Annotated in this window: 29 protein-coding genes; 18 read left to right on the top strand and 11 right to left on the bottom strand. The window is 74.8% G+C overall.

Annotation, left to right across the window (positions count from 1 at the left end):
- Positions 1–185 precede the first annotated feature (185 nt).
- The 3 genes from GQS09_RS07820 to GQS09_RS07830 all read left to right on the top strand — a co-directional run bounded on the left by GQS09_RS07820 (position 186) and on the right by GQS09_RS07830 (position 3,883).
- The gene (locus tag GQS09_RS07820; RefSeq protein ID WP_165985262.1) at positions 186–794 is read left to right on the top strand and encodes a TetR/AcrR family transcriptional regulator; all 609 of its coding nucleotides are present in this window, start codon (positions 186–188) and stop codon (positions 792–794) included.
- Positions 795–917: 123 nt separating this feature from the next.
- Entirely contained in the window at positions 918–3,146 is a 2,229-nt protein-coding gene (locus tag GQS09_RS07825; RefSeq protein ID WP_165985263.1) for an MMPL family transporter, read from the top strand.
- 86 nt (positions 3,147–3,232) lie between these two features.
- Positions 3,233–3,883, top strand: coding sequence for a DedA family protein (locus GQS09_RS07830; RefSeq protein ID WP_165985264.1), 651 nt, complete (start codon positions 3,233–3,235; stop codon positions 3,881–3,883).
- A gap of 35 nt (positions 3,884–3,918) precedes the next feature.
- Here the strand turns inward: GQS09_RS07830 and GQS09_RS07835 are convergent, their stop codons facing one another.
- The 3 genes from GQS09_RS07835 to GQS09_RS07845 all read right to left on the bottom strand — a co-directional run bounded on the left by GQS09_RS07835 (position 3,919) and on the right by GQS09_RS07845 (position 7,168).
- Positions 3,919–4,917, bottom strand: a complete 999-nt coding sequence (locus GQS09_RS07835; protein ID WP_243761207.1) for an LppY/LpqO family protein — start codon at positions 4,915–4,917, stop codon at positions 3,919–3,921.
- A 194-nt stretch (positions 4,918–5,111) separates the two neighbouring features.
- Positions 5,112–6,317 (bottom strand): glycosyltransferase family 4 protein, encoded by a 1,206-nt coding sequence (locus GQS09_RS07840; protein ID WP_165985265.1) that lies wholly within the window; start codon positions 6,315–6,317, stop codon positions 5,112–5,114.
- Positions 6,314–7,168 (bottom strand): sulfotransferase, encoded by an 855-nt coding sequence (locus tag GQS09_RS07845; protein ID WP_165985266.1) that lies wholly within the window; start codon positions 7,166–7,168, stop codon positions 6,314–6,316. Before GQS09_RS07845 ends, GQS09_RS07840 begins: the two co-directional genes overlap by 4 nt.
- 363 nt (positions 7,169–7,531) lie before the next feature.
- Between GQS09_RS07845 and GQS09_RS07850 the strand changes: the two genes are divergently transcribed.
- Both GQS09_RS07850 and GQS09_RS07855 read left to right on the top strand, forming a co-directional pair.
- Positions 7,532–8,041: a helix-turn-helix transcriptional regulator gene (locus GQS09_RS07850; protein ID WP_165985267.1), complete on the top strand. Its 510-nt coding sequence runs from the start codon at positions 7,532–7,534 to the stop codon at positions 8,039–8,041.
- Positions 8,042–8,056: 15 nt separating this feature from the next.
- Positions 8,057–8,863 carry a M23 family metallopeptidase gene (locus tag GQS09_RS07855; RefSeq protein ID WP_165985268.1) on the top strand — a complete coding sequence of 269 codons (807 nt, stop codon included), beginning with the start codon at positions 8,057–8,059 and terminating at the stop codon, positions 8,861–8,863.
- Positions 8,864–8,896: 33 nt separating this feature from the next.
- Here the strand turns inward: GQS09_RS07855 and GQS09_RS07860 are convergent, their stop codons facing one another.
- A complete protein-coding gene (locus tag GQS09_RS07860; RefSeq protein ID WP_165985269.1) occupies positions 8,897–9,349 on the bottom strand; it encodes a hypothetical protein in 453 nt (150 codons plus the stop codon).
- A 215-nt stretch (positions 9,350–9,564) separates the two neighbouring features.
- Between GQS09_RS07860 and GQS09_RS07865 the strand changes: the two genes are divergently transcribed.
- The 4 genes from GQS09_RS07865 (at position 9,565) to GQS09_RS07880 (ending at position 12,084) form a co-directional block, all read left to right on the top strand.
- Entirely contained in the window at positions 9,565–10,383 is an 819-nt protein-coding gene (locus tag GQS09_RS07865) for a DUF427 domain-containing protein (protein WP_165985270.1), read from the top strand.
- 79 nt (positions 10,384–10,462) lie between these two features.
- Positions 10,463–11,134: a hypothetical protein gene (locus GQS09_RS07870; RefSeq protein ID WP_165985271.1), complete on the top strand. Its 672-nt coding sequence runs from the start codon at positions 10,463–10,465 to the stop codon at positions 11,132–11,134.
- 198 nt (positions 11,135–11,332) lie between these two features.
- Entirely contained in the window at positions 11,333–11,572 is a 240-nt protein-coding gene (locus GQS09_RS07875) for a DUF5988 family protein (protein WP_165985272.1), read from the top strand.
- 35 nt (positions 11,573–11,607) lie between these two features.
- Positions 11,608–12,084 carry an AAA family ATPase gene (locus GQS09_RS07880; protein ID WP_165985273.1) on the top strand — a complete coding sequence of 159 codons (477 nt, stop codon included), beginning with the start codon at positions 11,608–11,610 and terminating at the stop codon, positions 12,082–12,084.
- A gap of 12 nt (positions 12,085–12,096) precedes the next feature.
- Here GQS09_RS07880 and GQS09_RS07885 read toward each other — a convergent pair whose 3' ends face one another.
- Positions 12,097–12,495, bottom strand: coding sequence for an ACT domain-containing protein (locus GQS09_RS07885; protein ID WP_165985274.1), 399 nt, complete (start codon positions 12,493–12,495; stop codon positions 12,097–12,099).
- A 250-nt stretch (positions 12,496–12,745) separates the two neighbouring features.
- On the opposite strand from GQS09_RS07885, the gene GQS09_RS07890 reads away from it, so the two are divergent.
- The gene (locus tag GQS09_RS07890) at positions 12,746–15,112 is read left to right on the top strand and encodes a LuxR C-terminal-related transcriptional regulator (RefSeq protein ID WP_165985275.1); all 2,367 of its coding nucleotides are present in this window, start codon (positions 12,746–12,748) and stop codon (positions 15,110–15,112) included.
- A gap of 459 nt (positions 15,113–15,571) precedes the next feature.
- Positions 15,572–16,159: a hemerythrin domain-containing protein gene (locus GQS09_RS07895; RefSeq protein ID WP_165985276.1), complete on the top strand. Its 588-nt coding sequence runs from the start codon at positions 15,572–15,574 to the stop codon at positions 16,157–16,159.
- A gap of 45 nt (positions 16,160–16,204) precedes the next feature.
- Here GQS09_RS07895 and GQS09_RS07900 read toward each other — a convergent pair whose 3' ends face one another.
- Positions 16,205–16,786: an SPW repeat protein gene (locus GQS09_RS07900; RefSeq protein WP_165985277.1), complete on the bottom strand. Its 582-nt coding sequence runs from the start codon at positions 16,784–16,786 to the stop codon at positions 16,205–16,207.
- Positions 16,787–16,892: 106 nt separating this feature from the next.
- Positions 16,893–17,153: a hypothetical protein gene (locus GQS09_RS07905; RefSeq protein WP_165985278.1), complete on the bottom strand. Its 261-nt coding sequence runs from the start codon at positions 17,151–17,153 to the stop codon at positions 16,893–16,895.
- A 180-nt stretch (positions 17,154–17,333) separates the two neighbouring features.
- On the opposite strand from GQS09_RS07905, the gene GQS09_RS07910 reads away from it, so the two are divergent.
- The 3 genes from GQS09_RS07910 (at position 17,334) to GQS09_RS07920 (ending at position 18,662) form a co-directional block, all read left to right on the top strand.
- Positions 17,334–17,495: an alpha helical protein gene (locus GQS09_RS07910; RefSeq protein ID WP_165985279.1), complete on the top strand. Its 162-nt coding sequence runs from the start codon at positions 17,334–17,336 to the stop codon at positions 17,493–17,495.
- Positions 17,496–17,570: 75 nt separating this feature from the next.
- Complete coding sequence (locus GQS09_RS07915; RefSeq protein ID WP_165985280.1) at positions 17,571–17,762, top strand: DUF2795 domain-containing protein; 192 nt, start codon at positions 17,571–17,573, stop codon at positions 17,760–17,762.
- A gap of 153 nt (positions 17,763–17,915) precedes the next feature.
- Entirely contained in the window at positions 17,916–18,662 is a 747-nt protein-coding gene (locus GQS09_RS07920; RefSeq protein ID WP_165985281.1) for an SDR family oxidoreductase, read from the top strand.
- A gap of 94 nt (positions 18,663–18,756) precedes the next feature.
- On the opposite strand, the gene GQS09_RS07925 is transcribed toward GQS09_RS07920, so the two are convergent.
- From GQS09_RS07925 to lpdA, 3 genes are all read right to left on the bottom strand, one after another.
- On the bottom strand, positions 18,757–19,368 hold the full coding sequence (locus tag GQS09_RS07925; RefSeq protein ID WP_165985282.1) for a hemerythrin domain-containing protein: 612 nt from the start codon (positions 19,366–19,368) through the stop codon (positions 18,757–18,759).
- A gap of 32 nt (positions 19,369–19,400) precedes the next feature.
- Positions 19,401–20,603 carry a hypothetical protein gene (locus tag GQS09_RS07930; protein WP_165985283.1) on the bottom strand — a complete coding sequence of 401 codons (1,203 nt, stop codon included), beginning with the start codon at positions 20,601–20,603 and terminating at the stop codon, positions 19,401–19,403.
- 342 nt (positions 20,604–20,945) lie between these two features.
- A complete protein-coding gene (lpdA, locus tag GQS09_RS07935; protein WP_165985290.1) occupies positions 20,946–22,358 on the bottom strand; it encodes a dihydrolipoyl dehydrogenase in 1,413 nt (470 codons plus the stop codon).
- A gap of 265 nt (positions 22,359–22,623) precedes the next feature.
- On the opposite strand from lpdA, the gene GQS09_RS07940 reads away from it, so the two are divergent.
- From GQS09_RS07940 to GQS09_RS07955, 4 genes are all read left to right on the top strand, one after another.
- The gene (locus GQS09_RS07940) at positions 22,624–23,223 is read left to right on the top strand and encodes a TetR/AcrR family transcriptional regulator (RefSeq protein ID WP_165985284.1); all 600 of its coding nucleotides are present in this window, start codon (positions 22,624–22,626) and stop codon (positions 23,221–23,223) included.
- A complete protein-coding gene (locus GQS09_RS07945) occupies positions 23,220–23,774 on the top strand; it encodes a hypothetical protein (protein WP_165985285.1) in 555 nt (184 codons plus the stop codon). Before GQS09_RS07940 ends, GQS09_RS07945 begins: the two co-directional genes overlap by 4 nt.
- On the top strand, positions 23,771–24,271 hold the full coding sequence (locus GQS09_RS07950) for a nitroreductase family deazaflavin-dependent oxidoreductase (protein ID WP_243761208.1): 501 nt from the start codon (positions 23,771–23,773) through the stop codon (positions 24,269–24,271). Before GQS09_RS07945 ends, GQS09_RS07950 begins: the two co-directional genes overlap by 4 nt.
- Positions 24,272–24,517: 246 nt before the next feature.
- Entirely contained in the window at positions 24,518–25,795 is a 1,278-nt protein-coding gene (locus tag GQS09_RS07955; protein ID WP_207957566.1) for a YncE family protein, read from the top strand.
- Positions 25,796–25,912: 117 nt separating this feature from the next.
- Here GQS09_RS07955 and GQS09_RS07960 read toward each other — a convergent pair.
- A partial coding sequence (locus tag GQS09_RS07960) for a peptidoglycan-binding protein (RefSeq protein WP_207957567.1) occupies positions 25,913–26,736 on the bottom strand: 824 nt, incomplete at its 5' end.

The following is a 26,736-nucleotide window of genomic DNA, read 5'->3' on the forward strand; positions in this document are numbered from 1 at the left end:
CTGCCACCGCTCCGCCCGGCGGACAACCACGGCACCGGCCGGTCCCCGCCTTCCCCGACTTCCCCGGCTCTCCCGCCGCCGGCAGCCGACCGAAACGGAGACGATTCGATACTTTTGCGTTTCCCCTCGGCGGAAGCTACGCTCCTCGACGTACGAAACCGTTTCGTTTCTATGGAGTGCGCCGCATGCTGCCACCGCCGGCCACCGCCCGGGCACCGGACCGGGCCCGCCGCAGCCGGCTGTCGCCCCAGCGGGAGCGGGAGCTGTTCACCGCCGTGATCGGCCTGGTGCGCGAGCAGGGCTACGAGGCAGTGAGCATGGACGCGGTCGCGGCCCGCGCCCGCTCCAGCAAGGCGACCCTCTACCGCCAGTGGGAGAGCAAGCCCAAGCTCGTGGCGACCGCGCTGCGCGGGCTCGCCGAGGGCCCGCCCGAGGTCGACACCGGCTCCCTGGCCGGAGACCTGCGGCAGATGGTGCACACCTTCCTCTCCCACGCCGCCGAGGACGCCGCGCTGCTCAGCGGCCTGGCACACGCCGTCTCCAAGGACCCCGAGCTGTACCGGGCCATGTACGAGCTGCACATCCGGCCCGGTCTGGACGCGCTCGACGCCGTGCTCCGCAGGGCCGAGGCACGCGGCGAGCTGCATCCGGACAACCCGGCGCGGGAGTTCGTGCCGCACCTGGTCATCGGCGCGCTCAGCACCCGGCGGCTGCTGGAGAACCGGGACGCGGACGCCGCCTACATGGAGCGCTTCCTGCGCGGCGCCGTCTTCCCCGTGCTCGGCATCGCCTGACCCCGCCCGCCGGGCGGCCCGGCCGGGCCGCCCGGCCGCGGCCGGTGCACCGACGCAGCCGGGCGCCGGCCCGGTCCCCTTCCCTTCCTGTCCCTCCCCTCCGTCCCTCTGGAGCTCATCCACATGGCCACGTTCCTGTACCGGCTCGGCCGCTTCGCCTTCCGGCGGCGCGGGCTGGTCGCCCTGCTGTGGGTGGCGGTGCTGGCGGTCGCCGGGGGCGCCGCCGCCTCCGCCTCCTCGGCCGCCTCCTCCGCGATATCCATCCCCGGCACCGAGGCGCAGAAGGCTTTCGCACTGCTGGAGGAACGCTTCCCCGGCAGCAGCCCGGACGGGGCCACCGCGCGGGTGGTCTTCCGGGCGCCGGACGGCGAACGGCTCACCGACCCGGACCACCGGGCCGCCGTGACGGAGACCGTCGCCGAACTCGCCGGGGGGTCCCAGGTCGTGCAGGCCGTCGACCCCTTCGCGGCCCGGGCGGTCAGCCCGGACGGCACCATCGCCTACTCCCAGGTCGGCTATGACACCACCGCCCTGGACCTGACCGAGGACTCCCGCGAGGCCCTGGAGACGGCCGCGCAGCACGCCCGCGACGCCGGGCTGACCGTGGAGATCGGCGGCGACGCGCTCCAGACCATCCCGCACACCGGCACCACCGAGGTGATCGGCGTGGCCATCGCCGCCGTGGTGCTGGTGGTGACCTTCGGCTCGCTGGTCGCCGCCGGACTGCCGCTGCTGACCGCCGTTCTCGGCGTCGGCATCAGTGTCGCCGCCATCACCGCCCTCACCGGCGTGCTCCACCTCAACAGCACCACACCGATCCTGGCCACCATGATCGGCCTCGCGGTCGGCATCGACTACGCGCTGTTCATCGTCTCCCGCTACCGCGCCGAACTCGCCGAGGGCCGCACCCCGGCCGAGGCCGTGGGACGTGCCACCGGCACCGCGGGCTCCGCCGTGGTCTTCGCCGGGCTGACGGTGGTCATCGCGCTGGCCGGCCTGACCGTGGTCAACATCCCGATCCTGACCACGATGGGCCTGGCCGCCTCCGGGGCCGTGGTGCTCGCCGTGCTGGTCGCCCTGACCCTGATCCCCGCGCTGCTGGGCTTCGCCGGGCGGCGGGTCCTCCCCCGCAGGCAGCGCCTCCGCGGCGGGGACACGGCGGCGCCGGAGGAGAGGCCGGGCGCGGGCACCCGCTGGGCCCGCTTCGTGCTGCGCCGCCCGGCCGCGGTGCTGCTGGCCACCGTCGCCGGCCTGGGGCTGATCGCCCTGCCCGCCGCCGACCTCCAGCTCGGTCTGCCCGACGACGGCTCCCAGCCCTCCGACACCACCCAGCGCAAGGCCTACGACATGATCGCCGAGGGTTTCGGTGCCGGCACCAACGGGCCGCTGGTGGTGACGGTCGACGCCCGGGAGAGCACCGACCCGCAGGCCGCGGCCGAGGAGACCGTCGCGGCACTGCAGGGCCTGGAGCATGTCGCCGCCGTCACCCCCGCGACCTTCAACGAGGCCGGTGACACGGCGATGATCACCGTCATCCCGGCCGCCGCGCCGAGCAGCCCGGAGACCGAGGAGCTGGTGCACGCCATCCGTGCCGAGGCGGGCGGCCCCGGCGGGACCGCCGGGGCCGAGGACGCCGGAGCCGCCGAGGTCATGGTCACCGGCCAGACCGCCATGGCCATCGACGTCTCGCAGAAGCTGGACGACGCCCTGGTTCCCTACCTGGCCCTGGTGGTCGGTCTGGCCTTTCTGCTGCTGACGGTGGTCTTCCGCTCGGTGCTGGTGCCGCTCAAGGCCGCGCTGGGCTTCCTGCTGTCGGTGGTGGCCGCGCTGGGCGCGGTGGTGGCGGTCTTCCAGTGGGGCTGGCTGGCCGGGGTGTTCGGCGTGGAGCAGACCGGCCCGGTGATGAGCCTGATGCCGATCTTCATGGTCGGCCTGGTGTTCGGCCTGGCCATGGACTACGAGGTGTTCCTGGTCACCCGGATGCGGGAGGCCCATGTGCACGGCGAGACCCCGCGGCAGGCCATCGTGACCGGCTTCACCCACGGCGCCCGGGTGGTGACCGCCGCCGCACTGATCATGATCAGTGTCTTCGCCGGCTTCATCGGCTCCTCCGACGCGATGATCAAGATGATCGGCTTCGGCCTGGCCGTCGCGGTACTCTTCGACGCCTTCGTGGTCCGGATGGCGGTCGTGCCGGCCGTGCTGGCCGTGCTGGGCAGGGCCGCCTGGTGGCTGCCCCGCCGGCTCGACCGGGTACTGCCCGACGTCGATGTCGAGGGCGAGGCCCTGCGGCACGCACCGGCAGCCGCCGCGCCGGCGCGGGAACGGCAGCCCGCGGCCGGCCGCGCCTGACGGAGGCGCCGCCGCACGCCGTCCGGCGCGGTGCCGCGCCGGGCGGCGTGCGCGCGTATCCGCCCGCCGATTCCTAGGCTCGCAGGGTGAGCGACGCAATCCTCCGCGCCGTCGAGGGTCTGGTGAGCAGCCCGTGGGTCTATCTCGCGCTGTTCGGCCTCGCGGCCCTCGACGCGTTCTTTCCCGTGGTGCCGAGTGAGACGCTGGTGATCACGCTGGCGGTGTTCTCCGCCGCCGAGGGCCGGCCCGATCCGGTGCTGATCGTGCTCGCGGCCGCGCTGGGCGCGCTGAGCGGGGATCACATCTCCTACGCCATCGGCCGGAAGGCCGGCGGCCGGGTCTTCACCAGAGTCCGTCCGGGAAGCCGCACCGAGCGGGTGTACCGCCGGGTCGGCCGGATCCTCGACGAGCGCGGCGGGCTGGTGATCGTCGTGGCCCGCTACATCCCGGGCGGCCGTACCGCGGCCACGCTCAGCACCGGGGCCACCGGCTATCCGCGCCGCTCCTTCACCCGCTTCGACATCGTCGCCGCCGTGACCTGGGCGCTGTACTCGGCGGGGCTTGGTTTCCTGGGCGGCGCGGCCTTCCGGGACGACCCGCTGAAGGGCCTGGCACTCGGGCTCGGCCTCGCCCTGGCCATCACCGCCGGGCACGAGACCGTGTACGCGGTCCGCAGGCGGCGGCGCGGCCGGAACGGCCGGAACGGCCGGGACCGCGGCGGCGCCGGACCCCCCTGACCGTGCGCCCCCGCGCCCGCCGCGGGCCGGGAGGCTCAGTCCAGCGGTCCGGTGTTGGTGAGATCGAGGGCGGGACGCAGCGCGCGGGCGATCGCCACGGCATCACCCACCGCCCAGTTGTGCACGAAGAACAGCCGGGGGTCCTCCGCCAGGCTGTGGCTGTGCAGGCTGACCAGGTCGATGCCGGAACGGGTCAGCCGGCGCAGGACCCGCGGCACCTCGCCGGCGACCATGGCGAAGTCACCGATCAGGGCGGCCCTGCCGCCGCCCAGCGGCTGGAAGTTGAGGGCGGTCATGGAGCCGAGCCCCGGGGGCAGGACCATGCCGTCGTCCACGATGGACTCGCGGCGTCCGAACAGGCACTGATAGATGCCGTTGTTCGGGTGGCCCCGCACGCCGAGCGCCGCGTCGATGCCGGCGGTGTCCAGATCCGGCCCGCCGGCGGGGCGGGGCCGGGCCCGGCCCGGGGCGGCTCCCGCGGCATCGACGGCGGCACGCAGCCCGCGGGCCAGCGCCCCCGGGTCGCGCCCGTGGGCGTGCACGTGACACCACCACATCGGGGGCTCCTGGGCCAGGACGTGCTTGTGGATCGCGGTCTGCGCGATGCCGTGGTCGTGCAGTGCCCGGCTGACGTCCTGGAGTTCGTCCTCGGTGACCGCGAGGTCGCCCATCAGCAGCGTCCGGCCGTCGGCGTACCGGACGAAGCTGTTGTGCATCCCCACCACCTCCGGCTGCAGGACGACGCCTTCGGTCCTCACGTCCAGGTCGTCGCGGAGGAACGACACGGCGTAGACCAGGCCGCGCCGCATGCCGCCCGCGCCGCCGAGCTGCTCCGCGACCTCCCGCCAGTCGTCCATGGTGGTGGGGACCGGCCGGACGGGCCGCACCGGCCCGGCGGTGCCCGGGGCAGCGGCTGCCGCCGCCGTCCCTCCCGCGGCCCCGGCCGCGAGGGGACCCAGCGCCGCTGCCGCCATCAGGCCGCGCCGGGTGGTCCGTGTCCGTCTGTCCGGGTCCCGCCCCGCTGGTGTGCTCATGCGGTCATGATGAGAACTTCGGGGAGTGCTGAAAAGCGGTGGGGAAGGACCGGGCACCACAGCCACCTGTACGGGGGACCTGCCGCACACCAGTGGCAGCCGGCAGCCGCGGCCCCGGGCCTGTCCGCGGGGCGGCCGCGCAGCCCCGCGGCGTCCCCACAGTCCCGCGCAGTCCGGCGCGGTCCGGCGCGGGGTCAGGCGGCCGGGGCGGGGGCGGGGCGGCGGGCACGGTCCGCGAGGAGGTCCTCGAACAGTGCCGTCCAGCGCCCGGCCACGGCCTGCGGGGAGTAGGCACGGGCGGTCGTCAGCGCGGCATCGCCCATGTCCGCCCGCAGATCCTCGTCCGCCATGAGCGCGGCCAGGGCGTCGCCGAGCGCGGCCGGGTTCTCCGGCTCGGCCAGCAGGCCGTCCAGGCCGTGGGTGAGGACCTCCGCGGGGCCGGTCGGGCAGTCGAAGCTCACCACCGGCAGGGCGTGGGCCATGGCCTCCAGCAGCACCATGGGCAGCCCCTCGTAACGGGAACTCAGCACGTACACCGAGGCCCTGGACAGTTCCTCGTCCAGCCGGTGGCTGGTGCCCGGCAGCCGGATCCGGCCGGCCATGCCGTGCCGGGCGGTCAGCGCGCGCAGGACCGGCTCGTCCTCGCCCGCGCCGAAGATCCGCAGCTCCCAGTCCGGGTGCCGGGCGGCGGCCCGGGCGAAGGCGGGGATGAGCAGGTCGAAGCCCTTCTGCCGCCGCAGCCGCCCGGCCGCCACCACGACCCGGGCGGAGCCGTCCGCCGGGGTGAGCCGCAGGCTGTGCACGGCGTTGGGGATGTGCTCCACCCGGGCCCGCGGCAGCATCGCCCGGTAGTCGGCGAGGTCCTGGCCGGTGAGCACCACCACGGCGTCGCAGGCCGGGTAGTGGCGGATGATGGCGGCCCGGGTGTCGCCCGGGTGGCCGGCCAGGTTGCGGTGCTCCTGGGCCACCCGCACCACCCCTCCGGTGGCGAAGCGGGCGGAGAGCAGGTTGAGCCCGGGCCGGGTGGTGACCAGGATGCCGTCCCGCAGCCCGCGCAGATAGCCGGTCACCCGCTGTTCGACACCGCGGTGGTACTGGCGCAGCCCGGCCTCGCCGCGCGGCACGTACCGCATGGGACGGGCGGCGGCCCGGGCGCCGCGGGGCAGCCGGCGGCGGGCGAGCGGACCGAGCGGCACCGGGGCCGGCTCCGCGCGGAGATCGGTCAGCGGGGTCAGGCGGACCCGGGGATCGAGGGCGAACCGCGGGCGGGCCCGGGCCCGCACCACACTCACCACCTCGATCTCGTGGCCGGCCGCCGCCAGGGCGTTGGCCTGGGTGAACACGGTACGGATGGTGCCGCCCACGCCGTAGGCGTGCAGCAGCAGGTAGCGGATTCTCATGCCGGGCGTTCCTCCGGGACGGGGCGGAGGGGGTAGCCCCAGGTGGCGCACAGCGCCCGCAGCGGCTCCGGGGTGTCGGCCGGCACGGCGGCGGCCGGCCCCGGCCCCTGCGGGACCGCGGCGGCCATGGCGGGGTCCCAGGCCACACCGAGGAAGTCGCACAGGCCACGCAGGGCGGTGGCCGGATCGGCGGCCAGGTCCTCGTGGCGCAGGGTGTGGCCGGGCAGGGCCCGCCGGGCGCGGTCCACGGCGCCGAGCCGGCGCAGCGTGTCCCGGACCGCCTGCTCCCTTCCGCCCTGCCCCGGCGCGGCGGCGTACCGGTCCCCGGCCACGGCGGCCGGGTGCCGCAGCAGGAAGACGAAGCGGGCGTCCGGCCAGCACACCGCCAGCCGCCGGTGGGCGAAGACGTCACCGGGTCCGGCGGCCACCAGGACGTCCCGGCCGGACCGGACCAGTTCGCGGTGGAGCACCCGGTCCCACAGGAGCTGTTCCAGCTCGGCGGCGGCCGGCACGGGCGGCTCGGCGCCCGGCGGCGGGACGTGCACCCGGATCCGGCGCAGCCGCACCCCGGAGACGACGTGCAGCCGGGGGTGGGCGGCGAGCCGCTGCCGCAGCGCGGCGGCGGCCGGGCACTCCGCCGCCAGCACGAAGACCGGCCGGCGCAGCAGCCGGTCGGTGGCCGGGTCGGCGGGCGGACGGTACTCCGGGGGCCCGCCCCACGGCCGCTCCCCGGCTTCCGGACCGGCCGTGCCGCCGGCCGCCCCGCGGGCGGGGAGGGCCGGCCCGGCCCGGCAGATCCGGAAGCCGGTGACGGCCCCGAGGACGGAGTTCACTCGGCGCAGCACATTCATGCCAAGCGAGGCTAAACACCCCTCACCGGTGTGTCGGCGCACACCGGGGCGACACGCCGCCGCGTCGGCGGCCGCGGTGCCGGACCGCGGGTCCCGGCCGGTGACCGGACTGCCGTCCCGCACCGCCGTGCTGCTCCGCCGGGGGCCGGTGCGCGGTGGGTTGGTGCAGCTCCACCGGCCCGGGGCGGGACCGCTGAACGCGCTCGGTCCGGCCGCCCGGCGCGGCGCGGACCGGCGGCGTCCCGCGCCGGCCGTGCCCCGCGACCGGCCGCAGCGGGCTGCCCGGGAGGGGAGCACTCCGCAGGCGGGCGCCCGCCCCGGCAGGCTTTACAGAGAACTACGTAGTTACGTATCTTCACCACCATGGATCTGGAGGAGCGGGTCGCGGAGCTGGAACACCGCCTGGCCGCGCTGGAGCGGGCCGCCCGGCACGGCGAGCGGCCGGCCCCCGGCGCCGAGTCCGCGCTGTGGGCCCTGGAAGGGCTCCGGGCCAGGCTGGCCGAGCTGGGAGCCGACGGCGGAGGAGTGCTGTTCGCCGGTACCGTCCGGCTCCCCGGAGGCGGGCAGTTCGAGTGGCAGGAAGGGCTGACCACGGACGACCTGCTGGACGCCGACTGGTCCGAGGCGGCGGCCTCCTTCGCCGCCCTCGGGCACCCGGTGCGGATGCGGCTGCTGCGGGAGATCGCCGGCGGCCGGCGGACCGCCGCCGCGCTCGCCGGGCTGGAGGACCTCGGCACCACCGGCCAGATCTACCACCATCTGCGGCAGCTCACCGCCGAGGGGTGGCTGCACGCCGCGGCCCGGGGCCGGTACGAGATCCCGGCCGCCCGTGTGGTGCCGCTGCTGATCGTCCTCGCCGCATCCCGCTCCTGACCGCCCGGAGGCACCATGCGCACCACGGCCAAGTTCCTGACCGTCTTCTCCCGCCTGGCGTGGACGGCCTTCCTGCTCCAGCTCGTCATCGGATTCTTCGCGGATTTCACGGCGCTGTGGGGCTGGCTGCTCATCGCCGCCGCGCTGGCCGCCCGGTTCACCGCCGGCCGGATCACCCGGCCGTCCGGGGAGCGGCGGCCGGTGGAGGTGGCCCCGCCGGTCACCGGGCGCTGGATGGCGGGCAGCAGCCCCGCCGACCGGGTGCCCAGCCACGGCACCCGGGCCTACGGGCAGGCCTACGCCATCGACCTGGTGGCCGAGCCGGAGGACCGCGCCCGGCCCGGCTTCGGCTGGTGGCCGCCGGTCCGGCGCAACCCCGCCTTCCCGTCCTTCGGGGCTCCCGTGCTGGCGGTGGCCGAGGGGACCGTGGTCCGGGCCACGGACTGGCGGCGCGACCACCTCAGCCGCAATTCCTGGCCCGCCCTGCCCTATCTGTTCGCCGAGTCCCTGTTCCGGGACACCGCGGGCCCCGGCTGGCTGATCGGCAATCACCTCGTGCTCGACCTGGGCGGCGGGGTGTACGCCCTGTACGCCCATCTGCAGCGGGGGTCGCTGGCCGTGCGTGCCGGCGACCGGGTGTCCCCGGGCCGGCTGCTGGCGCGCTGCGGCAACTCCGGCAACTCCTCCGAGCCCCACGTGCACTTCCAGCTCATGGACGGCCCCGATCCGGACACCGCGCACGGTATCCCGTTCACCTGGCCGGGAATCGGCGTGCCCGCCCGCAACCAGCACTTCACCGCCCCCGAGCCCGCCACGCCCTGATCCCGACCGGCGGGCCCGGCCGCCGGTCCCGGGTCAGCGCAGTGCCCGGTACACCGCGGCGGTGACCACGCCGTAGGCCAGGTGCGGGACGATGTCGGACAGCCACGCCGTGCCGTTCCACTTCCTGGGATCGGTCACGCCCAGCGCGGTGGCCGGCGCGTCGCTCCCGGCCATGGCCGCCGCGCCGATCACCGGCCCGGCCACCAGCGCGGGGAGCCGGGTGCGCCGCCCGCTGAGCAGTCCGTAGACGGCGCCGACACCCAGGCCCGCGGCATAGCCCAGCAGTGCCCCGGCGGCCTGTTCCCGGTTGGACCTCTGCTGCTCCTCGCCGAGCGGGACACCCGCCCGGTCGGCCAGCAGGTCGGCGACCTCGGCCGGCATGCCGCTCGCCGGACGGCCGCGGAGCAGCATGTCACCGTACGTGCTGAGGTTGAGGGCCACGGTGCCGGCCGCGCCGGCCACCAGCCCCCGGGCAAGGGAACGCATCTCGTCCTGTCCTTCCGTCGCGGTGGGACGAAGGCCCGAAGCGGGCACCGCCCCCGCGTACCCCGCCAGAGGCGATCGAACGCCGGAGGAACGCCGGATGCCGCGGTTTGCGGGCCCGGCGGCCGGGAAACGCGGCGGATGCAGGCCGCAGGCGGCCCGGCCCGCCACCCGCCGCGGGCGGCAGGGCAGCGTCCGGAACCAGACAGGAGTGCCGCATGACCCTCACCAAGGACCACGGCCCGCTGTCCGCGGCACCCGTGCAGTCCGTCAACTACGAGCTGTCCGGCCCGGCGCACCGCCTGTTCCTCCAGCGCTTCCCGCGCCGGGTGCGGGCGGTGCTCGGCGGGGAGACGGTGGCGGACACCCGGGAGGGCAAGCTGCTGCACGAGACCGGTCTGCTGCCCCAGCTCTACATCCCCGCCGGGGACGTGCGCGCCGGTCTGCTGCGGGCCAGTGACCACACCACCCACTGCCCCTACAAGGGACGGGCGGTCTACTGGTCGGTCCGGGCCGGCGACCGCTGGGCGGAGAACGGCGTCTGGGCGTATCCGGAGCCGATCAGCGGTGCCGAGTGGCTGCGCGGCCACCTCGCCCTGTACTGGAACACGGCGGACGCCTGGTACGACGAGGACGAGCAGGTGCACGGCCATCTGCGGGACCCCTACCACCGGGTGGACGTGCGCCGCACCAGCGGCCGGGCCCGGGTGCTGGTGGACGGCGTCCCGGTGGCCGTGACCGACCGCCCCATGCTGCTCAGCGAGACCGGGCTGCCGAACCGCTGGTACATCCCGCCCGAGGACGTGCGGACCGAGCTGCTGGACGCCAGCCCGACCCGCACCGTGTGCCCCTACAAGGGCACCGCGTCCTACTGGTCCTTCTCGGACGGCGGCGGGCGGCGCGAGGCCGATGTGGCCTGGAGCTACCCGGAACCGCTGGAGGAGGCCACCAGGGTGGGCGGCCACCTGTGCTTCGCGCACCGGTCGGTCACCACGGAGGTCGACGGGCGTCCGGTGCCGTGCCCGCCGCCCGGCTGACCCCTCCCCGCGGCCCGGTGGCAGCGCCCGGGGCGGGCCAGCACACTCGGAGAAACAGCACGGCCGAGAGGTGGACCCCATGAGCCGCACGGAGCGGGAACGGATCGCCGGCGCACTGCTGGAGCGGTACGGGCACCGCAGCCTCGCCGAGGAGGCCGAGATCAACCTCAATGCCGCGCCGCACTCGCTGTACCAGCTTCTCCAGCTCGCGGCGCTGACCGACGCGCGGCAGGCGCCCGGGGAGGCCGTCCGCGCCTTCACGGCACTGCGCGAGAAGCGGTGGACCACGGCCGGGCACATGGTGCAGGCCGATCCGGCGGAGGTCTCCCGCACCCTCACCGACGCCGGCTGTCCGGAGAGCGACAGCGACCGGATCACCACGGCACTGCGGGACGCGGCCCTGCACCTTCAGGAGGACCACGGCGGTGACCTGGGCGAGCTGCGCGAGGACGCCGGGCGCGACCCGGAGCGCGAGCGGGCCCTGCTGCGGCACTTCGCCCGGATCGGGGACACCGTGGTGGACGCCTTCGTGCGCGAGGCGCAGATGCTGTGGACGGAACTGCTGCCGTTCGCGGACAAGAAGGCCCTGGACGCGGCGGCCCGGCTGGATCTGGGCGAGGACGCCGCCGCGCTGCGCTCCCTGGCCGGCGGCGACCGGGAGTTCGTGCGCCTGGTGGACTCCCTGGTCCGCATCCGCCACGAGCGCAACGGCTACCAGGAGGTCCGCGACCGGGCCGCCGCCGCCCGGTAGCCCGGCGGCGGCCCGGAGCGGCGGCGGCTCCGCCGGTCCGCGAGCGGCGCACGAGGCGGGCCCGACGGGCCCGCGGTCTCCTCGAACACAGGAGCGTGATGCGCCATGACCTCTTCCACACCCCGTTCCACACCCCGTTCCACACCCGGTTCCACACCCCCTTCCACACCGCCGCCCCCTCCCTCTCCGGCCCCCTCGATGCCGCCCTCCCCCGCGCCGCCCTCCCGGCCGGGGCCGCCGAACGTCCTGCTGCGCGGCGGCCCGGACCGGCTGCACGGCGTCCCGCGGGTGCACCGTGCCGACGATTCCGGGGCCACGCTCAAACTCGCGTGCGGCAACGCCTACGAGCACTTCGAGCCGACCTCGGAGACCGTCGAGCACGAGGGGCACCTGCTCAGGGTGTTCCGGTGGAGCCGGCGCACCTACATGGCGGAATAGCCGTTCCGCGCCGGAGCACCGAGGAGGCGGTGGACGTGGCCGACCGGCCCGAACTGGTGGTGTTCGTCGGACTGCAGGCCGCCGGCAAGTCGACCTTCTACCGGCAGGCGTTCTCCGGCAGCCACACCCTGGTCAGCAAGGATCTGTTCCGCCGGGCGCGGCACCGCCAGGAGCGGCAGATGCGGCTGGTCGGCCAGGCGCTGGCGGAGGGGCGTTCGGTGGTGGTGGACAACACCAATCCGGCGCCGGAGGAGTGGCGGCCGCTGATCGCCGCGGCCCGCGCCCACGGCGCCCGGGCGGTGGCGTACTGGTTCCCGCCGGATGTCACGGGGTCGCTGCGGCGCAACGCGCGGCGGCAGGGCCGGGAGCGGGTGCCGGACGTGGGGGTGTTCGCCACCCTGCGGCGGCTGCGGATGCCGCGCACGGGGGACGGGTTCGACGCCGTGCACGAGGTGCGCCTCGACGGCCGCGGCGGCTTCGCGGTCCGTCCCGTCGAGCGGGCCGCCGGCTGAGCCGCGGCACGGTCAGCCCGACCGCCGGGCCAGGTCCTCCAGCAGCGCCACCGCCTCCGCAGCCCGGCCGTAGGGCACGAACAGGTGATCGTGGTGGAATCCGGCGACGACGTTGCAGCTCAGCCCGGCATCGGCGAGCCGCTGCGCCACGGCCGCGGTCAGGCCGACCGCCGCCAGGTCGGAATGCACCCGCAGCGTGATCCAGCCCGCCGTGAAGTCGTGCGGCAGCCCCACCGCCTCGGCCTCCTCCTGCCGCAGCACCAGGGTCGGCCCTTCCTCCTCCAGCACCGTGACCACCGGTGAGACACCGGGCGGGACACCGCCCCGGCAGGTGGTGAACACGTAGCGGCCCGGGTGCAGATACGGGCGCATCCCGCTCAGCAGTTTCCGCAGCTCACTCTCGCCCGGCATGGGCGGCAGACTAGGCGCCCCGCCGCCCGGCGTGCACGCCCGGATGGCCAGCGGCCGCTCCGGCACCGGCTGGACGGCGGCGTCACCATCCGCCCGCTGCCCTGAACTCCCGGCGTATGCAAACCCGTTGCCCACGATCGGGTGAATGGCACGCACTGCCGGGACCGCGCCCGCCGCCCTGCGCCACGCTGGGACGGACGGCCCCGCGCGGCGCGGTGCGCCGGAGACCGGTCACGGGGGTGCATGCCACATGGGTTTCGGGTTCGGGCAGCGGCGCGGCGGGGTGCTCCCCGTGGAACGCACCAGTTTCGTCGGCCGCGCAGCGGAACTGGAACTGCTCTGTGCGGCGCTGGACCGGTCACGGCTGGTCACCATGGTGGGCCCGGGCGGGGTCGGCAAGAGCCGCACCGCGCTGCGGGCCGCCTCCGCGCTGCGCGAGCGGTTCCCCGACGGCGTGTGGCTGGCCGAGCTGTCGGCACTGCGCGATCCCGAACTGGTCCCGGCCACCCTCGCCACGGTCTTCGAACTCCCCGAGCAGTCCGGCATGGCGACGATCGACGCCCTGGTGGCGCACCTGCGCGGGCGGCGCCTGCTGATCCTGCTGGACACCTGCGAACACCTGGCCGACGCCTGCGGGATGCTCTGCGACATCCTGCTGCGCGAGGCCGAGGCGGTCAGTGTGCTGGCCACCAGCCGGCAGCCGCTGGACGTGCCCGGCGAGCACTGCGTGCACCTGCCGCCGCTGGAGCCGGAGGAGGCCGTGGAGCTGTTCGCGCAGCGCGCCGCCGCCGTGGTGCCGGACTTCGCCGTGACCGGGACCAACCGGGAGCCGCTGCGGGCCCTGGCCGGCCGGCTGGACGGCATCCCGCTGGCGCTGGAGCTGGCCGCGGTGCGGCTGCGCGCGGTGCCGCTGGCCGAGCTGGCGGAGCGGCTGGACCACCGCTTCGAGCTGCTCACCGGCGGCCAGCGCGGCACCCTGACCCGGCACCAGACACTGCGCACCGCCATCGGCTGGTCGCACGAGCTGTGCACGCCGCGGGAGCGGCTGCTGTGGGCGCGGCTGTCCGTGTTCGCCGGCCCCTTCGACCTGACCGCCGCCGAGCAGGTGTGCGCGGACGGCGAACTGTCCCGGGTGGAGGTGCTGGAGACGCTGATCGGGCTGGTCGACAAGTCGGTGGTGCAGCGGGTGGCCGGCGAGGAGGCCCGCTACCGGATGCTGGACACCCTCCGGGAGTTCGGGGCGGACCGGCTGGAGAGCTCGGGCGGCGCGGAAGCCGTGCGGGACCGTCATCTGGCGTACGTCCGCGAACTGGGGCAGCGGTTCTGGGACGGGCTGCTGACCCCGGACCAGGTCGGGCTGCACCGGGCGCTGCGCGCCCGGGTCGCCGATCTGCGGGCCGCGCTCGGCCACGCCTTCGCGGACGGCGGCCGGGCCGCCGAGGGCCTGTGGCTGGCCGCCCTGCTGGCGCCGTTCTGGCGGGCGGCCGGCACGCTCTCGGAAGGCCGGTTCTGGATCGGCAAGGGGCTGGCGCTGGTGCCGGAGGACTGTCCGGAGCGGGCCTGGGGGCTGTTCATGACCGGCGTGTCGGCGGTGTGGACGGCGGATCTGGAGACGGCTCTGGAGTGCTTTCCCCAGGCCCGCCAGGCCGCGCGGCGGTGCGGCGAGCGGCGGGTGGAGCTGTTCACCGACGCCTATCTGGGGGCCATGGCCGCGCTGAGCGGCGAAACCGAGCGAGGGCTGGCCGAGCTGGAGGACGCCCGGCAGCGCATCGTGGCCGCCGGGGACGGGCTGGGCATCGCGGTGGTGCACTACGAGGCGGCCCTGCTGCGGGCGGTACTGGGCGACCCCGCCGGGGCGCTGGAGCTGTGCGCGACCGGCCTGGACCATCTGGCGGGCACCGGGGAGCGGCAGCTCTACGGGTCCACGCTGGTGGTGCAGGGCGTGATCCGCTGGCTGGCGGGCGAGCACGAGGCCAGTGCCGGTCCGGCGCGGCAGGCGCTGGAGGCGGCGGCGGAGGTCGGCGAGGTGCTGGTGGCCGCGCTGGCCTGCCTGGTGCTGGCCTGGCACGCAGCCCGGCAGCGCCGATGGGCCAGGGCGGGCTGGCTGCTGGGCTACGCGGAGAACGCCCGCCGGCTGAGCGGCGACCCGGTCGCCATGCTGCCGTCCCTGCTGGAGGAGCACGAGTCCGCGCAGGCCGCGGTGCGGGCCGCGCTGGGGCCGGAGGAGTTCGAGCGGTGGCGCCGGGCAGGGGCCCGGATGTCCGGCACGGAGATCCTGGAGGCGGTGCGCGCCGACGCCGAGCTGCCGCCGTCCGCGGGCGCCCCGCCCGGCGTGCCGGGGGCCCGGGGCGTGCGCGCCGCCGGCGGGGTGCTGACACCGCGGGAACGGGAGGTGGCGGCGCTGGTGTCCCGCGGGCTGTCCAACCGGGAGATCGCCGAGCGGCTGGTGATCTCCAAGCGGACGGCGGACGCCCATGTGGAGCACATCCTCGCCAAGCTCGGCATCGGCTCGCGCACCGAGATCCCGCCGCCGCACGAGCTGCCCGGGCCCCGGGCCCGCGGCACGCGCGAGGCGGACCCGGCCGGCCGGCCGGAGGACACCGGCGGCCGGGCGTAGGTATACCGAGACCCGCGGGCCGCCGGCGGCGGCCGGGATCCGCATACCGATCCGGGGCGGATACCGATGCCCGGGGCGGCGGCGGCCCGGCAAGCTGTGGGTGCCGCCGGGGGGACCGGCCCACCCGGGCGCCGACAGGAGAGCCATCCCCCACGGCTGTCACGGTGAGGCGCCCACCACCACCTCCCCCCGGCGGCGCCCGGCCCGTACCGGTCACCGGTACCGGTCGGGAGCACGGGGCGGCCCCTGCGCTCGGCCGGCCTCCGCCACCCGTTCCGGCCGCGGGGTGAGGTCACCGCGGTCCGGACGGACGGGCCTGGACGGTGAGGCGGTCGCCGGACCGCCGGCACAGTCCGCGCGCGAAGTCCGGGCCGGGGAGGCCCGCCGCCACCCGTACGGCCGCGTTTCGCTCCGGCCCCCGGGGTACCCGGCCGCGCGGCCGAGAGGAAGGAACCGACCGTGGCGGACGTCATCGACCTGATCACCCGCGACCATCGCAGGGTGGAGGATCTGTTCGAACAGCTGAAGAACGGCGGCGGAGACCGGGCGGCCCTGATGGAGGAGGTCGCCCGGCTGCTCATCGCGCATTCCCGCGCCGAGGAGGAGCGGGTCTACCCGGTGATCGCCAAGGAGGTGCCGGGCGAGGAGCAGGAGGTCCAGCACAGCGAGGAGGAGCACCAGGAGGCCGAGGAGCTGATCCACCGGCTGCTGGAGGCCGGCCCGGACAGCGGTGCGTTCGACGACCTGCTGGACCAGCTCGTCGGCGCGGTCACCCAGCACGTCGAGAAGGAGGAGTCCGAGGTGCTGCCCGCGCTGCGGGACGCCGTCACCGGGGACCGCCTCGCCGAGCTGGCCGAGGAGTTCGGCGAACGCCGCGAGGAGGCGCTGGAGGAGTACGAGCCGTCGGCCGGCGGTGCCACGGCCCCGGGCATGACCCGGGACGAGCTGTACGAGGAGGCCCGGGAGCACGACATCCCGGGCCGGTCCCGGATGAACAAGGACGACCTCGCCCGCGCGGTGCAGGAAGAGGCCGAGGACGAGCAGTGACGCCGCGCCGGCGGGCCCCCGGCGGGCCCGCCGCGGCGCGGGGGGTCACCGGTCGTCGGGCAGGCTCCGGCCGAGGGCCCGGTGGCGCCTGCGGCGGGCCCGGGCGCCGAACGCGAAGCTGAACAGCCCCAGCAGGATCAGCACCGTCCCCACGGACACCGCGTTGACCCGGGCCACGTCCAGGTCCGGGCCGCTGCCGTAGTCGAACAGGAACGGGGCGCCGACCAGCAGCGCGCCCGAGGCGATCACCACAATGTCGGAGAAGAAGCCCCGGGCCCGGGAGAGCACATGTCCCAGCCCGGTCAGGAACACCACCACACCGACGATGCTCTCCACCAGGTGGGCGTCGGTGGCCCCGTCGGCGAACGGGTAGCCGAGCGGCCACGGTGCGAAGAACAGCCACACACCGGCGATCATCAGCAGAATGCCGATCACGTCGTCACGCAGGCCCAGGGCCGGCGGGTGCACCACGGTCTGCTCGGACGGCGGAGGCCCCTGGACCACCCCGGGCCGTTCCGGGGACCCCCGCTCCTCCGGGAACGGCGCCCGCACCCCGGGGGACGCCGCCGCCGGCGGCCGGGTACGGGGACGCGCGTGCCGTCGCGGACTCGTCTTGTGGCCGCCCATGCGGACCACCTCCCTGAGCAGCGGCTCACTCAGCCCCCGGGTGCCCACCCGGGCCGGGGGAAACCCCGCGGCGCCGGCCTCGGGCGGGCGGTTTCCCGGCCCCGGATCAGCCCCGCTCCTGCTCCGGCGGCTCGCCCCCGGACGTGCCGGTCCCGCCCGGCTCCGCCTGCTCACCGGCCGGCGGCGCCTCGGGTACGGCACGGCCCCGCAGGCCCTCCTCCCCGGCGGAGCCCCGCCGGCCGCCCTCCCGCTCCCGCTTCCGCTCCTTCTCCTGCTGCTGCTCCCGTTGCTGCTGCATCTTCCCGGGCCGGGTGAGCACGTCCTGGGTCTTCTGGCTCTTGCGCCGGTTCTCCTCAGGAACCGTCATGGCGGGCCCTCCTCTGCGTGTCCGCATGCGTCGGCATGCCGGCCGGCATGCCGACGGCCGGGTATCCCCGGCTCCCGGCGGCAACCGTCCCGAGCGGTCCGGACGGCGGTTACCGGCGGCCCGGGGCGGGAACCCGGCAGGCCGCACCGGAACCTGGCGGAGACGGGAGGTACCGCTGCCATGACCGCGAAGGCCGGTGAGAAGGCCCGGAAGACCGGCGACTTCTTCTGCGCGGAATGCAGCGCCAAGGTCCATGTGGACGCCGGGGACGAGATCCCCGCCTGTCCCAACGGCCACAAGGAGTTCGCCACCCGGCGCCACGAGCCGGACACCAGGACCTAGCGGGGCGGCCGCGCCGCCGCACGGCGGCGCCGTCACCCACGGTCACCCACGGAGGAGAACCCACGGAGGACAGCCATGGCCACGATCAACCCCATCGACCTGCAGAAGGCGCTCAGCGGCGTCGACTACCCGGCCAAGCGGGACCAGCTCGTCGAGCACGCCCGCAAGCAGAAGGCGAACGATGCCGTCATCGACAAGCTGTCCCATCTGAAGGAGAAGGAATTCAGCGGGCCGGACAAGGTCAGCAAGGCGGTGTTCAACGAGTAGCACGGAGAGCCGCGCGCGGCCCCGGTCCTCTCCTCTCCCTCCCGCGCCTCTCCTCCCGCGCCGGAGGATGCCCCGGAGCGGCGGTGTTTCAGCCAGGCACCGGTGGCAACCCCGGGCGGCGGTCAGCACTCCGGAGGCCGAAGGGAGAATCCCATGGAGAAGACGGTGGCATGCGACCTCAGCGGGCGGCGCGCCCTGGTGACCGGGGCGGCGCGCGGACTGGGGGCCGCCATCGCCTGGCGGCTGGCGGACGCGGGGGCGGCCGTGTGGGTGGCGGACGTCCGCCGGGAACAGGGCGAGAAGGTCTGCGCCCGGCTGCGGGCCGAGGGCCGGGAGGCGGAGTTCCTGGAGCTGGACGTCACCGACTCCGGCGCCGTGGCGGACGCGTTCCGGTCGCTGGACGAGCGCGGACGCCCGCCCGGCATCCTGGTGAACGACGCCGCCGTGGACGTGTCCGCACCGCTGGAGCATCTGACCGCGGAAGAGGTCACGCGGGTCGTCTCCACCAACCTGCTGGGCGCCGCGTACACCTGTCTGGAGGCCTACCGCCGCATGGTGGCGGCGGGCAGCGGCCATATCGTCAACATCCTGTCGACCGCGGCCAACCGCACCTGGACGGAGGCCGGTCCGTATGCCGCCAGCAAGCACGGGCTGCGGGCGTTCACCCACACCCTGTTCAAGGAGGCCCAGCGGGACTGCCTGGGCGTGGGGATCACCGGCGTGATCGCCGGCGGCATGAACACCCCGTTCATCACCGAGCGGTTCCCGGACACCGATCTGGACAAGCTGCAGAGCCCGGACATCGTCGCCGACACGGTGCTGTACGCCCTGTCGGTGCCGGCCGGGAGCTGCGTGCCGGAGCTGGTGGTGGTGCCGCGCAACGAGCCGTCCTGGCCCTGAGCCGGGCACGGTTCCGTCCCGGGTCCGGCGGGGAGCCGCGCCGGACCCGGGACGGCGGCCGCCGGGGGACCGGGAGCCGGGAGTCCCGGAGTCCTCAGGAACCGGTGTCCATCGCCCGGCGTGCGGCGTCCCGGGCGCGGTCGACGACCGCCGCCACCGGTCCGGCCGCCAGGTTGGCGGCGGCGGACTCCACCCCGGGATGGGGGCGGGTGGGCGCGGTGGCCTCGGCGGCGCGGACCGCCCTGGCCAGGGCGGCCAGCCGCCCCGGGTCGGCGGTGCGCCGCAGGTGGGTGAATTCGTAGCGCTCCTCGGCGCGGGCGTGTTCCATCACCGCGGTGCGCAACTGGAGCAGCCCGGGGAGGAAGGCCGGATCGTCGGTGTCCATGCCGTCCAGCCGGGCGAGTGTCTCCTTTGCCCGGCGTTCCTCCTCCAGCCGGTCGGCGACCACGCCCTCGCCGCCCGCCACGGCGCGGCGGGCGTAGGGGTGGACGGTCTCCTCCTCGGCGGTCTCGTGCACGGCGAGCAGCCGTACCAGGCGGTGGAACGCGTCGCGGCGGGCGTCGCCCTCGCTCCGCTCCACCTCGTCGAAGAGGTTGCGGATGTCGCCGTGCTGCCGCATCAGCAGCGCGACCACGTCCTCCTCCGCGCCGGCGCTGGTCCGGCCGCTGTCGCGCACCGGGTCCTGTCCGGGCTCGGTCTGGGTCATCTTCATGCTCCTGGGCCGTGGTGCGGGAAGGGTCAGTACTGCTCGCGCAGCGCGGGCACGGGGTGGGAACCCTCGCTCTCGATCCGGTACTCGCGGTTGAACAGCTCCTGGTGCTGTGCGATCACGCGCTCGCTGGGCGGGGCGCCGTCGCCGTTGAGCTGCTGCTGCATGCGCTCGAACCGCTCGTGGGCCTCGCGGACGTATCCGGCGCCCAGGGTGGTGAGGTCGAGCTGTTCGGCGATCAGGTCGCGGACGTACTGCTTGTTGGGTTCGAAGGTGAGCACGTTGGGCAACTCGGGGGCCAGGATCTCCGCCGGGTCGCGGCCGTCGTGCCGTCGCATCAGGTCGCACGCGAGGCGCAGGTGCTCCAGCTCCATGTTCAGGTGGAGTTCCCAGATCGCCTTCACCTTGGGATCCGGCTCCTGCTCCATGAACGAGTGGTAGAGGTAGCACTCGTTGTACTCATGGTTGACCAGCATTTCCCACCAGGTCTCACCCGGGTCCACCAGGGACTCGTAGTGGGTGACGTGCTCCTCCTCGATCAGCCCGATCTCCTGGTACAGCTCCCGGGCGATCGGCTCCATGTAGGTGGGGCCGACGTTCATGTAGAAGTTCATGGTCTGCTGCTCGGCGGACATGATGGTCAGCGCGTGCAGCTTGGAGAGCGGGTCGGCGCGCTGCCGGTCGTAGGGGTCGCGCACGTTGTCGGCCGGGTGGCGGTGGTGCCGGACCGTGGGCCGGCCGGGCATCACCTCGGTGAGCTGGTCGACGATGGCCTCCGCCTTGCGGTGCTCGATCATCTCGTAGAGGTTGGCGTACCGGTAGAGGTGGTCGAAGTCCTCCAGCACGCCGAACTGGTACGCCTGCTTCAGGTAGGGGTCGGGCTCCATCCGGGCGACCCAGGCGGTGAGGTCCACCGCCACCTGCTCGTAGGCGATGGTGGTCTCCAGCACCGAGGAGACGCCCGGCAGAAGCCAGTTGACCGCCTTCTGCTGCTGGGCCTCGACGTAGCGCACCTCGGCGAGCTGCCGCTTGACTTCCGGATCGGGGCAGTGGCGTGCCATGTGGTGGCTGAACATGACCGCTTCGGTCTCGATGCCGTTCATGGTGATGATGCGGCAGCGGGTGTAGGGGTCGCAGTGGTCGGGGTCGATCGGGGTGACGGCCAGCTCGCTCCAGTTCCGCACCTGGCGGTCCAGGGGGATTCCCCGCTGTTCGAGGGGATTGAACGTCATGGGTGGTTGCTCCCGGTGAGTGGGGGTTTGATGACGTTCTCACTGTGAGCGACGGCATGGCTCACGCCCGTGCGGACCGCCGGGTGGTGCCGGAATGGAGCAGTGATATCCACGGCACCGGTCCACTCGGGGTGACCCGACGTGCGCAGCCGGCACTACGGCGGACGTCCGTCCCACGGCCCCGTCGGAGAAGTGCGGCCCTCCCCGCCGGCATGGCCATAACGCCGCACCGCGGCAGTTCCCGGAGCACGGCTGGGGGGGCAACCATGGCGAAGAACGAGGGGGCGAACCAGCGAGGGGCGGGGCGGGCCGCCGCACCACCGGCGGCCCGCCCCTGCCTCCTCACATGTTGATCATGTGGCCGGCCAGGCCGTGGACTGCTTCCTTGACCGCCTCGCCCAGGGTCGGGTGGGCGTGCACATTGCGGGCCACCTCGTGCACGGTCAGGTCCCACTGCTGGGCCAGGGTCAGCTCCGGCAGCAGTTCGGTGACGTCCGGCCCGATCAGATGGCCGCCGATCAGCTCGCCGTACCTGGCGTCGCTGATCAGCTTCACGAAGCCGGTGGCGTCGCCCAGGCCGTGCGCCTTGCCGTTGGCGGTGAAGGGGAACGTGGCCACCTTGACGTCGAAGCCCTGCTCCCGGGCCTGTGCCTCGGTCCAGCCGAAGCTGGCGATCTGCGGCTGGCAGTAGGTGGCGCGCGGGATCATCACGTAGTCCAGCTCCATGGTCTCGGCGCCGGCCAGGGTCTCGGAGGCGACCACGCCCATGGCCTCGGCGGTGTGCGCCAGCATCAGCCTGGCGGTGACATCGCCGATGGCGTAGAGGTGCGGGACGGAGGTGCGGCAGCGGCCGTCCACCTCGATGGCGCCGCGCTCGGAGACCCGCACCCCGGTGTTCTCCAGGCCGTAGCCGGTGACATTCGGCGCGAAGCCGATGGCCTGGAGCACCTTGTCGGCCTCCAGCACCTGCTGGGCGCCGTCCTTGCCGGTGACCGCGATGCGGACCTGGGAACCGGATTCGTCGATCGTGTCCACCCGGGTGGAGGTGAGCACGTCGATGCCCAGCTTCCGGTACTGGCGGGCGAGTTCGGCGGAGACGTCGGCGTCCTCCAGCGGGGCCACCCGGTCCATGAACTCGACGAGGGTGACCTTCACCCCGTAGTTGTGCAGCACATAGGCGAACTCGATGCCGATCGCGCCGGCGCCCGCGATGACCACGGAGCGGGGCAGCTCCTCGGTGAGGATCAGCTCCTCGTAGGTCACCACCCGTTCGCTGCGGCGGGTGCCCGGCAGCAGCCGCGGGGCGGCGCCGGTGGCGATGATGCAGTTGTCGAAGCGGAGCGTGCGTGCGGTGCCGTCGGAGAGCGCCACCCGGAGGGTGTGCGGGTCGAGGAAGCTGCCCCGGCCGGTGAACTCGGTGATCCGGTTCTTCTTCATCAGGTAGTGCACGCCCTTGACCCGGCCGTCGGCGACCCGGCGGCTGCGCCGGAACGCCTCGCCGTAGTCGAAGCTGACCTGGCCCTCGGCCCGGATGCCGAAGGTCTTGGCCTCCCGCGTGAAGATGTGCGCCAGCTCGGCGTTGCGCAGCAGGGCCTTGGTCGGGATGCAGCCCACGTTCAGGCACACGCCGCCCCAGTACTTCTCCTCCACGACCGCGACCCGCTTGCCCAGCTGGGCGGCGCGGACGGCGGCGACGTACCCGCCGGGGCCCGCTCCGAGTACCACGACGTCGAAGCGCTCGCCCTGCTCGTCCATGAGAGTTCCTTTCCTGCGCGGTGGCTCGGTGTTCCGGCCCCGGATGCCGGGGCCGGCTCCGTCCCCATCATGGGTGATCACCGCCCGCCGGGGCGGAGCCGGGGGGCGGCGCCGCCGCCGGCGGACGGTGATCGCCGCACCGGGGCCGGCGGTGCGGCGGGCGGTGGCGAGCAGTCCGGTGCGCGAGGCGTGGCTGCCGTCCGGGGGCCCGTCCGCCCCGGGCGCTATAATGACTGACCAGTCAGTCATGTACGGGAGGAGCAGCATGGGGCCCAGGCAGGTGGACCGGACGGCCCGCCGGGAGGCGATCCTCTCCGCGGCGGTGCGGGTCTTCGCCCGGCACGGCTTCGCGGCCGGGCGGATCGAGGACGTGGCACGCGAGGCGGGCGTCGCCAAGGGCAGCGTCTACCTCTACTTCGACAGCCGGGAGGAGCTGCTCCGCGCGGCCTTCGAAGGGCTGGCGGCCCGCTCGGCGGAGGTGCTGGAGGAGGCCGTGGCCGGCGGTGGCCCGGCCGCCGGGCGGCTGGCCGCGATGGTGCGGGCGGTGATGGCGCTGCTGGCCCGGGAGCGGGACCTGGCCCTGGTCCTGCTGGACGTCTGGTCCGCGGACCGCGCCGGGCAGCCGCAGCCGCTGGACCTGGCCGCGTTCTACCGCGAGTACCGGGGGGCGGTGGCCGCGCTGCTGGCCGAGGCGGCCCGGGACGGCGCGGCACTTCCGGTGGCTCCGGAGCAGCATGCCGCGGTACTGGTCGGCGCGATCGAGGGCTGCCTGCTCCAGTGGCTGGTCGATCCCTCCGTGGAGCTGACCGCGCTCACCGAGCCGCTGCTGCGGCTGCTGGTCCCGGCCGGCGGGGAGCCGTCGTGAGCGCCGCCCGGCCCGGCGCGGCCGGTCTGCTGGTCGGGCCCGGCGCCTCGGCGGGCGAGCGGACCGTCACCGCCGCCACCGCCGCCGGCGGGGCACTGCTGGCCACGGGATGGCCGGCCTGGCAGGGCGCCGGCTGGAGCTGGTGGCAGTACGCCGTGGTGGCGCTGGTGGCGGTGGACCTGTTCGGCGGCGCGGCGGCCAACGCCACCGACGCGGCCCGCCGCTGGTGGCACCGGCCCGGGCGGGGCGCACGCCACCACCTGGCCTTCGTCGCCGCGCACGGGCAGCCGTTCGTGCTGGCGCTCGCCGTTCCCGGCTACGGCTGGGCCGCCGCCGCGGCCGCCTACGGCACCGTGCTCGCCGCGGCGGTGGCCGTGACGGGCGCGCCGCCGGCACTGCGCCGCCCGGTGGCGCACGGGGCCGCCGCCCTGGTGGCGGCCGTCCTGCTGCTGGTGCCGCCGGACGCCGGGCCGCATCTGGGCTGGGTGGCCCCGGTACTCGCGGTCAAGCTGCTGCTCGCCCATCTGCTTCCGGAAGGAGCCGACAGTTGATCAACCCGCTGCGGGGCGGCCCGCCCAGGGGCGGTCTGCGCCGTGCCGTGCTGCGCGCCCCCGTTGCGCTGTACCGGATGGGGCTGGGCGGTCTGCTCGGCGGACGCATGGTGCTGCTCACGCACACCGGGCGGGTGAGCGGGCAGCCGCGGCAGGTGGTGCTGGAGGTGGTGGAACGCGGGCGGGAACCCGGCAGCCTGCTGATCGCCTCCGGCTACGGCGGGCGGTCCCAGTGGTTCCGCAATGTGCTGGCCACGCCCCGGGTCCGCTACCAGGTGGGCCGGCGACGGTACACCGGCACGGCGGTGCCGCTGCCGCCCGAGGAGTCCGGGCGGCGGCTGGCCGGCTATGCGGACCGCCATCCCCGGCTGGCCGCCCGCCTGATGAAGGCCGTCGGCCACGGCCCGCGCACCGCCGCCGACTACCGCGCCCTCGGTGCGGACCGGTGCCACGGCGTCCCGCTGGTCGAACTCCGCCCGGACACCACGGGGCACTGACCACAGGCCGGCATCCCGCCGTCCCCGCCCGTTCCGTTCGCTTCCGCCCCCCTTCCGCCCCGGCAACGCCCCGGCAACGCCCCGGCGGGACTCCGGGCGGCGCCCGGTACGGGCCCGTTCCGCGGGGGTTGCCGGGGGCAGAGGGTGTTGTTACTTTCGAGTAGCCATTGGTTGGCATGCCCCCCTCATGCCGCTCACCCGCGCGCGAGAGCGCTCCGCCGCCGCCCGCTCCGGAGAGGAATGACCATGCCCGGCCACCGCCGCGTCCCCTGTCCCCGAACCCTGGGCACCCTCGCCGCCGTCGTCCTGGCCGCCACCGGCGCGGTGGCCGCTCCGCACGCACCGCCGGCCGCCGCCGCGGAGCAGCAGCGGCCGGAGTCCCTGCGCGAGGTGCTGTTCGTGGGCAACAACTGGGACGGCACCGCCGATGTCATCGAGGCCGACGGCGACTTCGCCAGGATCGGCCGGATCAATGTGATCCCGGACAAGCAGCAGCGGCTGACCGAGATCTATCTCAACCCGGTGAAGCTGGTCTACTTCCTCGGGATCCGCCTCGGTCCGGGCGAGGGACACGACCAGTTCGTGGACGACATGTACACCACCCCCGACGGCTCCGCGCTGGTCGTCTCCCGCCCCAGCTTCGCCGACGTGGTCTCCCTCGACCTCGCCACCGGCCGGATCAACTGGCGTTTCCCGGTCTCCGGATTCCGTGCCGACCACATGGCGGTCTCGCCCGACGGCACCCGGGTCGCCGTGTCCGCCTCCACCTCCAACACCGTGCACGTGCTGGACATCGTCACCGGCCGGGAGCTGGGCTCGTTCGCCACCGGCGACAAGCCGCACGAGAACGTCTTCACCTCCGACGGCCTGCTGTGGAACATGTCCATCGGCGAGGTCACCACCGCACTCGACGCGCCCTGGCTGGACTGGACCAAGGGCGACCGCCGGATCACCGTGGCGGACGCCGAGACCTTCGAGACCGTGCGGATCATCGACATGCGCGAGCGGCTGGACGCCTTCGGCCGGCGTGACCTCTCCGACGCCGTGCGCCCGGCCGTCTTCACCCCCGACGAGTCCCGGCTCTACTTCCAGGTGTCCTTCTTCAACGGCTTCCTGGAGTACGACGTGGCCGAGGACACCATCACCCGGGTCAAGACCCTGCCGGCCGGCCCGGACACCGACGAGGACCGCACCACCTGGGTCAACGACTCGCGCCACCACGGCATGGCGATCAGCCCGGACGGCAGCAAGCTCTGCGTCGCCGGCACCATGGACGACTACGCCACCGTGGTGGACCGGGCGACGCTCCAGGAGGGGCCGCTGGTGGGCGCGGACAAGCCGTACTGGGCGACGGTCAGCGGCGACGGCCGGTCCTGTGTGATCTCCGAGAGCGGCTCCGACCGGGTGACCGCCATCGACTTCGCCACCGGCGAGCGGATCGCCTCCGTCCCGGTGGGCGACCACCCCCAGCGGGTCCGGCTCGGCCGCATCCCCGCGGACTGGACCGCCCCCGCACAGAACTGAGCCCGGAGACCGGGGCCCCTCAGGCGAGGGTGAGCCGCAGCCCGTGGTGCCCGGGGACACGCGCCGGCCCCGGCCGGGCGGCCGGGGCCGGCGCGTGTCCCCGGCCCCGCACGCCGGTCACTCCTCGTCCGGCTCCTGGGCGGCGGCCAGGCAGTGCGGCCAGTGGCTGAAGTCCTCGTTCTGCGCCCACAGCCGGTACGCCGCCTCGATGTTCCACTCCGGGTCCAGTGCCTCCTCGGGCGTGGCCCGCAGATCGCGCAGTCTGGCGTCGGAGATCTGGAACACCCCCCAGTTCCGGCTGCCGTCGGTGTTGCCCAGGATGTGCAGCGGGTCCAGGAAGGACTGGCAGTCCGCGATCCGCACGGCCAGGTCCGGCTCCTCGGTGAACACCTCCCGGATCCGCTCGGTGACCTGCTCCGGAGTCCAGGTGGCCAGCGAGACGTCCGCGCTGTAGAGCGCCTCCTTGGTGGCGTCGCCGACCATGCCGTCGGCCTCCAGCCCGGCCAGCACCTGGAAGGCCTGCACCCGGCGCAGCGTCTCGGGGCCGAACTGGCCGTCGATGCCGATCCGGGCGCCGTGCCCGGCCAGGAGTTCCTGGAGTTCGCGCACACAGTCGTCGTGCTGCCCGAAGGCGATCACATCCGCGCACTCCGCGGAGAACAGCATGCGGTCGTCGTCCGGGGCGGGCTCGCGGGGCTCGGCGGACTCCTCGGCGGCCGGACCCGGGGAATCCACGGCACCGCGCACGTTCCAGGTCACCACGGCGGTGAGCAGCACGGCGCTGAGCAGCGCGGCCGCGATCCACGGTCCCCGGCGCCAGAGCGGCATGGCCGGGGTCACGGGCCGGTCGGGGCCGCCGCCGGGCGGGACCTGTGCCGGGGCCGCCGCGCCGGACGGCTCCCGCTCCCCCGCGGGTGACGGGCCGCCGGCCGCGCTCACCG

It is taken from the genome of Streptomyces sp. YIM 98790 (genome assembly GCF_011421595.1).
In the GTDB taxonomy this organism is placed as follows: Bacteria; Actinomycetota; Actinomycetes; order Streptomycetales; family Streptomycetaceae; genus Streptomyces.

Bases quoted from the DNA above. Each gene is read 5' to 3' on its own strand.
- GQS09_RS07820 (WP_165985262.1), top strand. From the start codon at position 186: ATGCTGCCACCGCCGGCCACCGCCCGGGCACCGGACCGGGCCCGCCGC.
- GQS09_RS07825 (WP_165985263.1), top strand. From the start codon at position 918: ATGGCCACGTTCCTGTACCGGCTCGGCCGCTTCGCCTTCCGGCGGCGC.
- GQS09_RS07835 (WP_243761207.1), bottom strand. From the start codon at position 4,917: ATGAGCACACCAGCGGGGCGGGACCCGGACAGACGGACACGGACCACC.
- GQS09_RS07840 (WP_165985265.1), bottom strand. From the start codon at position 6,317: ATGAGAATCCGCTACCTGCTGCTGCACGCCTACGGCGTGGGCGGCACC.
- GQS09_RS07845 (WP_165985266.1), bottom strand. From the start codon at position 7,168: ATGAATGTGCTGCGCCGAGTGAACTCCGTCCTCGGGGCCGTCACCGGC.
- GQS09_RS07850 (WP_165985267.1), top strand. From the start codon at position 7,532: ATGGATCTGGAGGAGCGGGTCGCGGAGCTGGAACACCGCCTGGCCGCG.
- GQS09_RS07855 (WP_165985268.1), top strand. From the start codon at position 8,057: ATGCGCACCACGGCCAAGTTCCTGACCGTCTTCTCCCGCCTGGCGTGG.
- GQS09_RS07860 (WP_165985269.1), bottom strand. From the start codon at position 9,349: ATGCGTTCCCTTGCCCGGGGGCTGGTGGCCGGCGCGGCCGGCACCGTG.
- GQS09_RS07865 (WP_165985270.1), top strand. From the start codon at position 9,565: ATGACCCTCACCAAGGACCACGGCCCGCTGTCCGCGGCACCCGTGCAG.
- GQS09_RS07870 (WP_165985271.1), top strand. From the start codon at position 10,463: ATGAGCCGCACGGAGCGGGAACGGATCGCCGGCGCACTGCTGGAGCGG.
- GQS09_RS07875 (WP_165985272.1), top strand. From the start codon at position 11,333: ATGCCGCCCTCCCCCGCGCCGCCCTCCCGGCCGGGGCCGCCGAACGTC.
- GQS09_RS07885 (WP_165985274.1), bottom strand. From the start codon at position 12,495: ATGCCGGGCGAGAGTGAGCTGCGGAAACTGCTGAGCGGGATGCGCCCG.
- GQS09_RS07890 (WP_165985275.1), top strand. From the start codon at position 12,746: ATGGGTTTCGGGTTCGGGCAGCGGCGCGGCGGGGTGCTCCCCGTGGAA.
- GQS09_RS07900 (WP_165985277.1), bottom strand. From the start codon at position 16,786: ATGGGCGGCCACAAGACGAGTCCGCGACGGCACGCGCGTCCCCGTACC.
- GQS09_RS07905 (WP_165985278.1), bottom strand. From the start codon at position 17,153: ATGACGGTTCCTGAGGAGAACCGGCGCAAGAGCCAGAAGACCCAGGAC.
- GQS09_RS07910 (WP_165985279.1), top strand. From the start codon at position 17,334: ATGACCGCGAAGGCCGGTGAGAAGGCCCGGAAGACCGGCGACTTCTTC.
- GQS09_RS07915 (WP_165985280.1), top strand. From the start codon at position 17,571: ATGGCCACGATCAACCCCATCGACCTGCAGAAGGCGCTCAGCGGCGTC.
- GQS09_RS07920 (WP_165985281.1), top strand. From the start codon at position 17,916: ATGGAGAAGACGGTGGCATGCGACCTCAGCGGGCGGCGCGCCCTGGTG.
- GQS09_RS07925 (WP_165985282.1), bottom strand. From the start codon at position 19,368: ATGACCCAGACCGAGCCCGGACAGGACCCGGTGCGCGACAGCGGCCGG.
- GQS09_RS07930 (WP_165985283.1), bottom strand. From the start codon at position 20,603: ATGACGTTCAATCCCCTCGAACAGCGGGGAATCCCCCTGGACCGCCAG.
- lpdA (WP_165985290.1), bottom strand. From the start codon at position 22,358: ATGGACGAGCAGGGCGAGCGCTTCGACGTCGTGGTACTCGGAGCGGGC.
- GQS09_RS07940 (WP_165985284.1), top strand. From the start codon at position 22,624: ATGGGGCCCAGGCAGGTGGACCGGACGGCCCGCCGGGAGGCGATCCTC.
- GQS09_RS07955 (WP_207957566.1), top strand. From the start codon at position 24,518: ATGCCCGGCCACCGCCGCGTCCCCTGTCCCCGAACCCTGGGCACCCTC.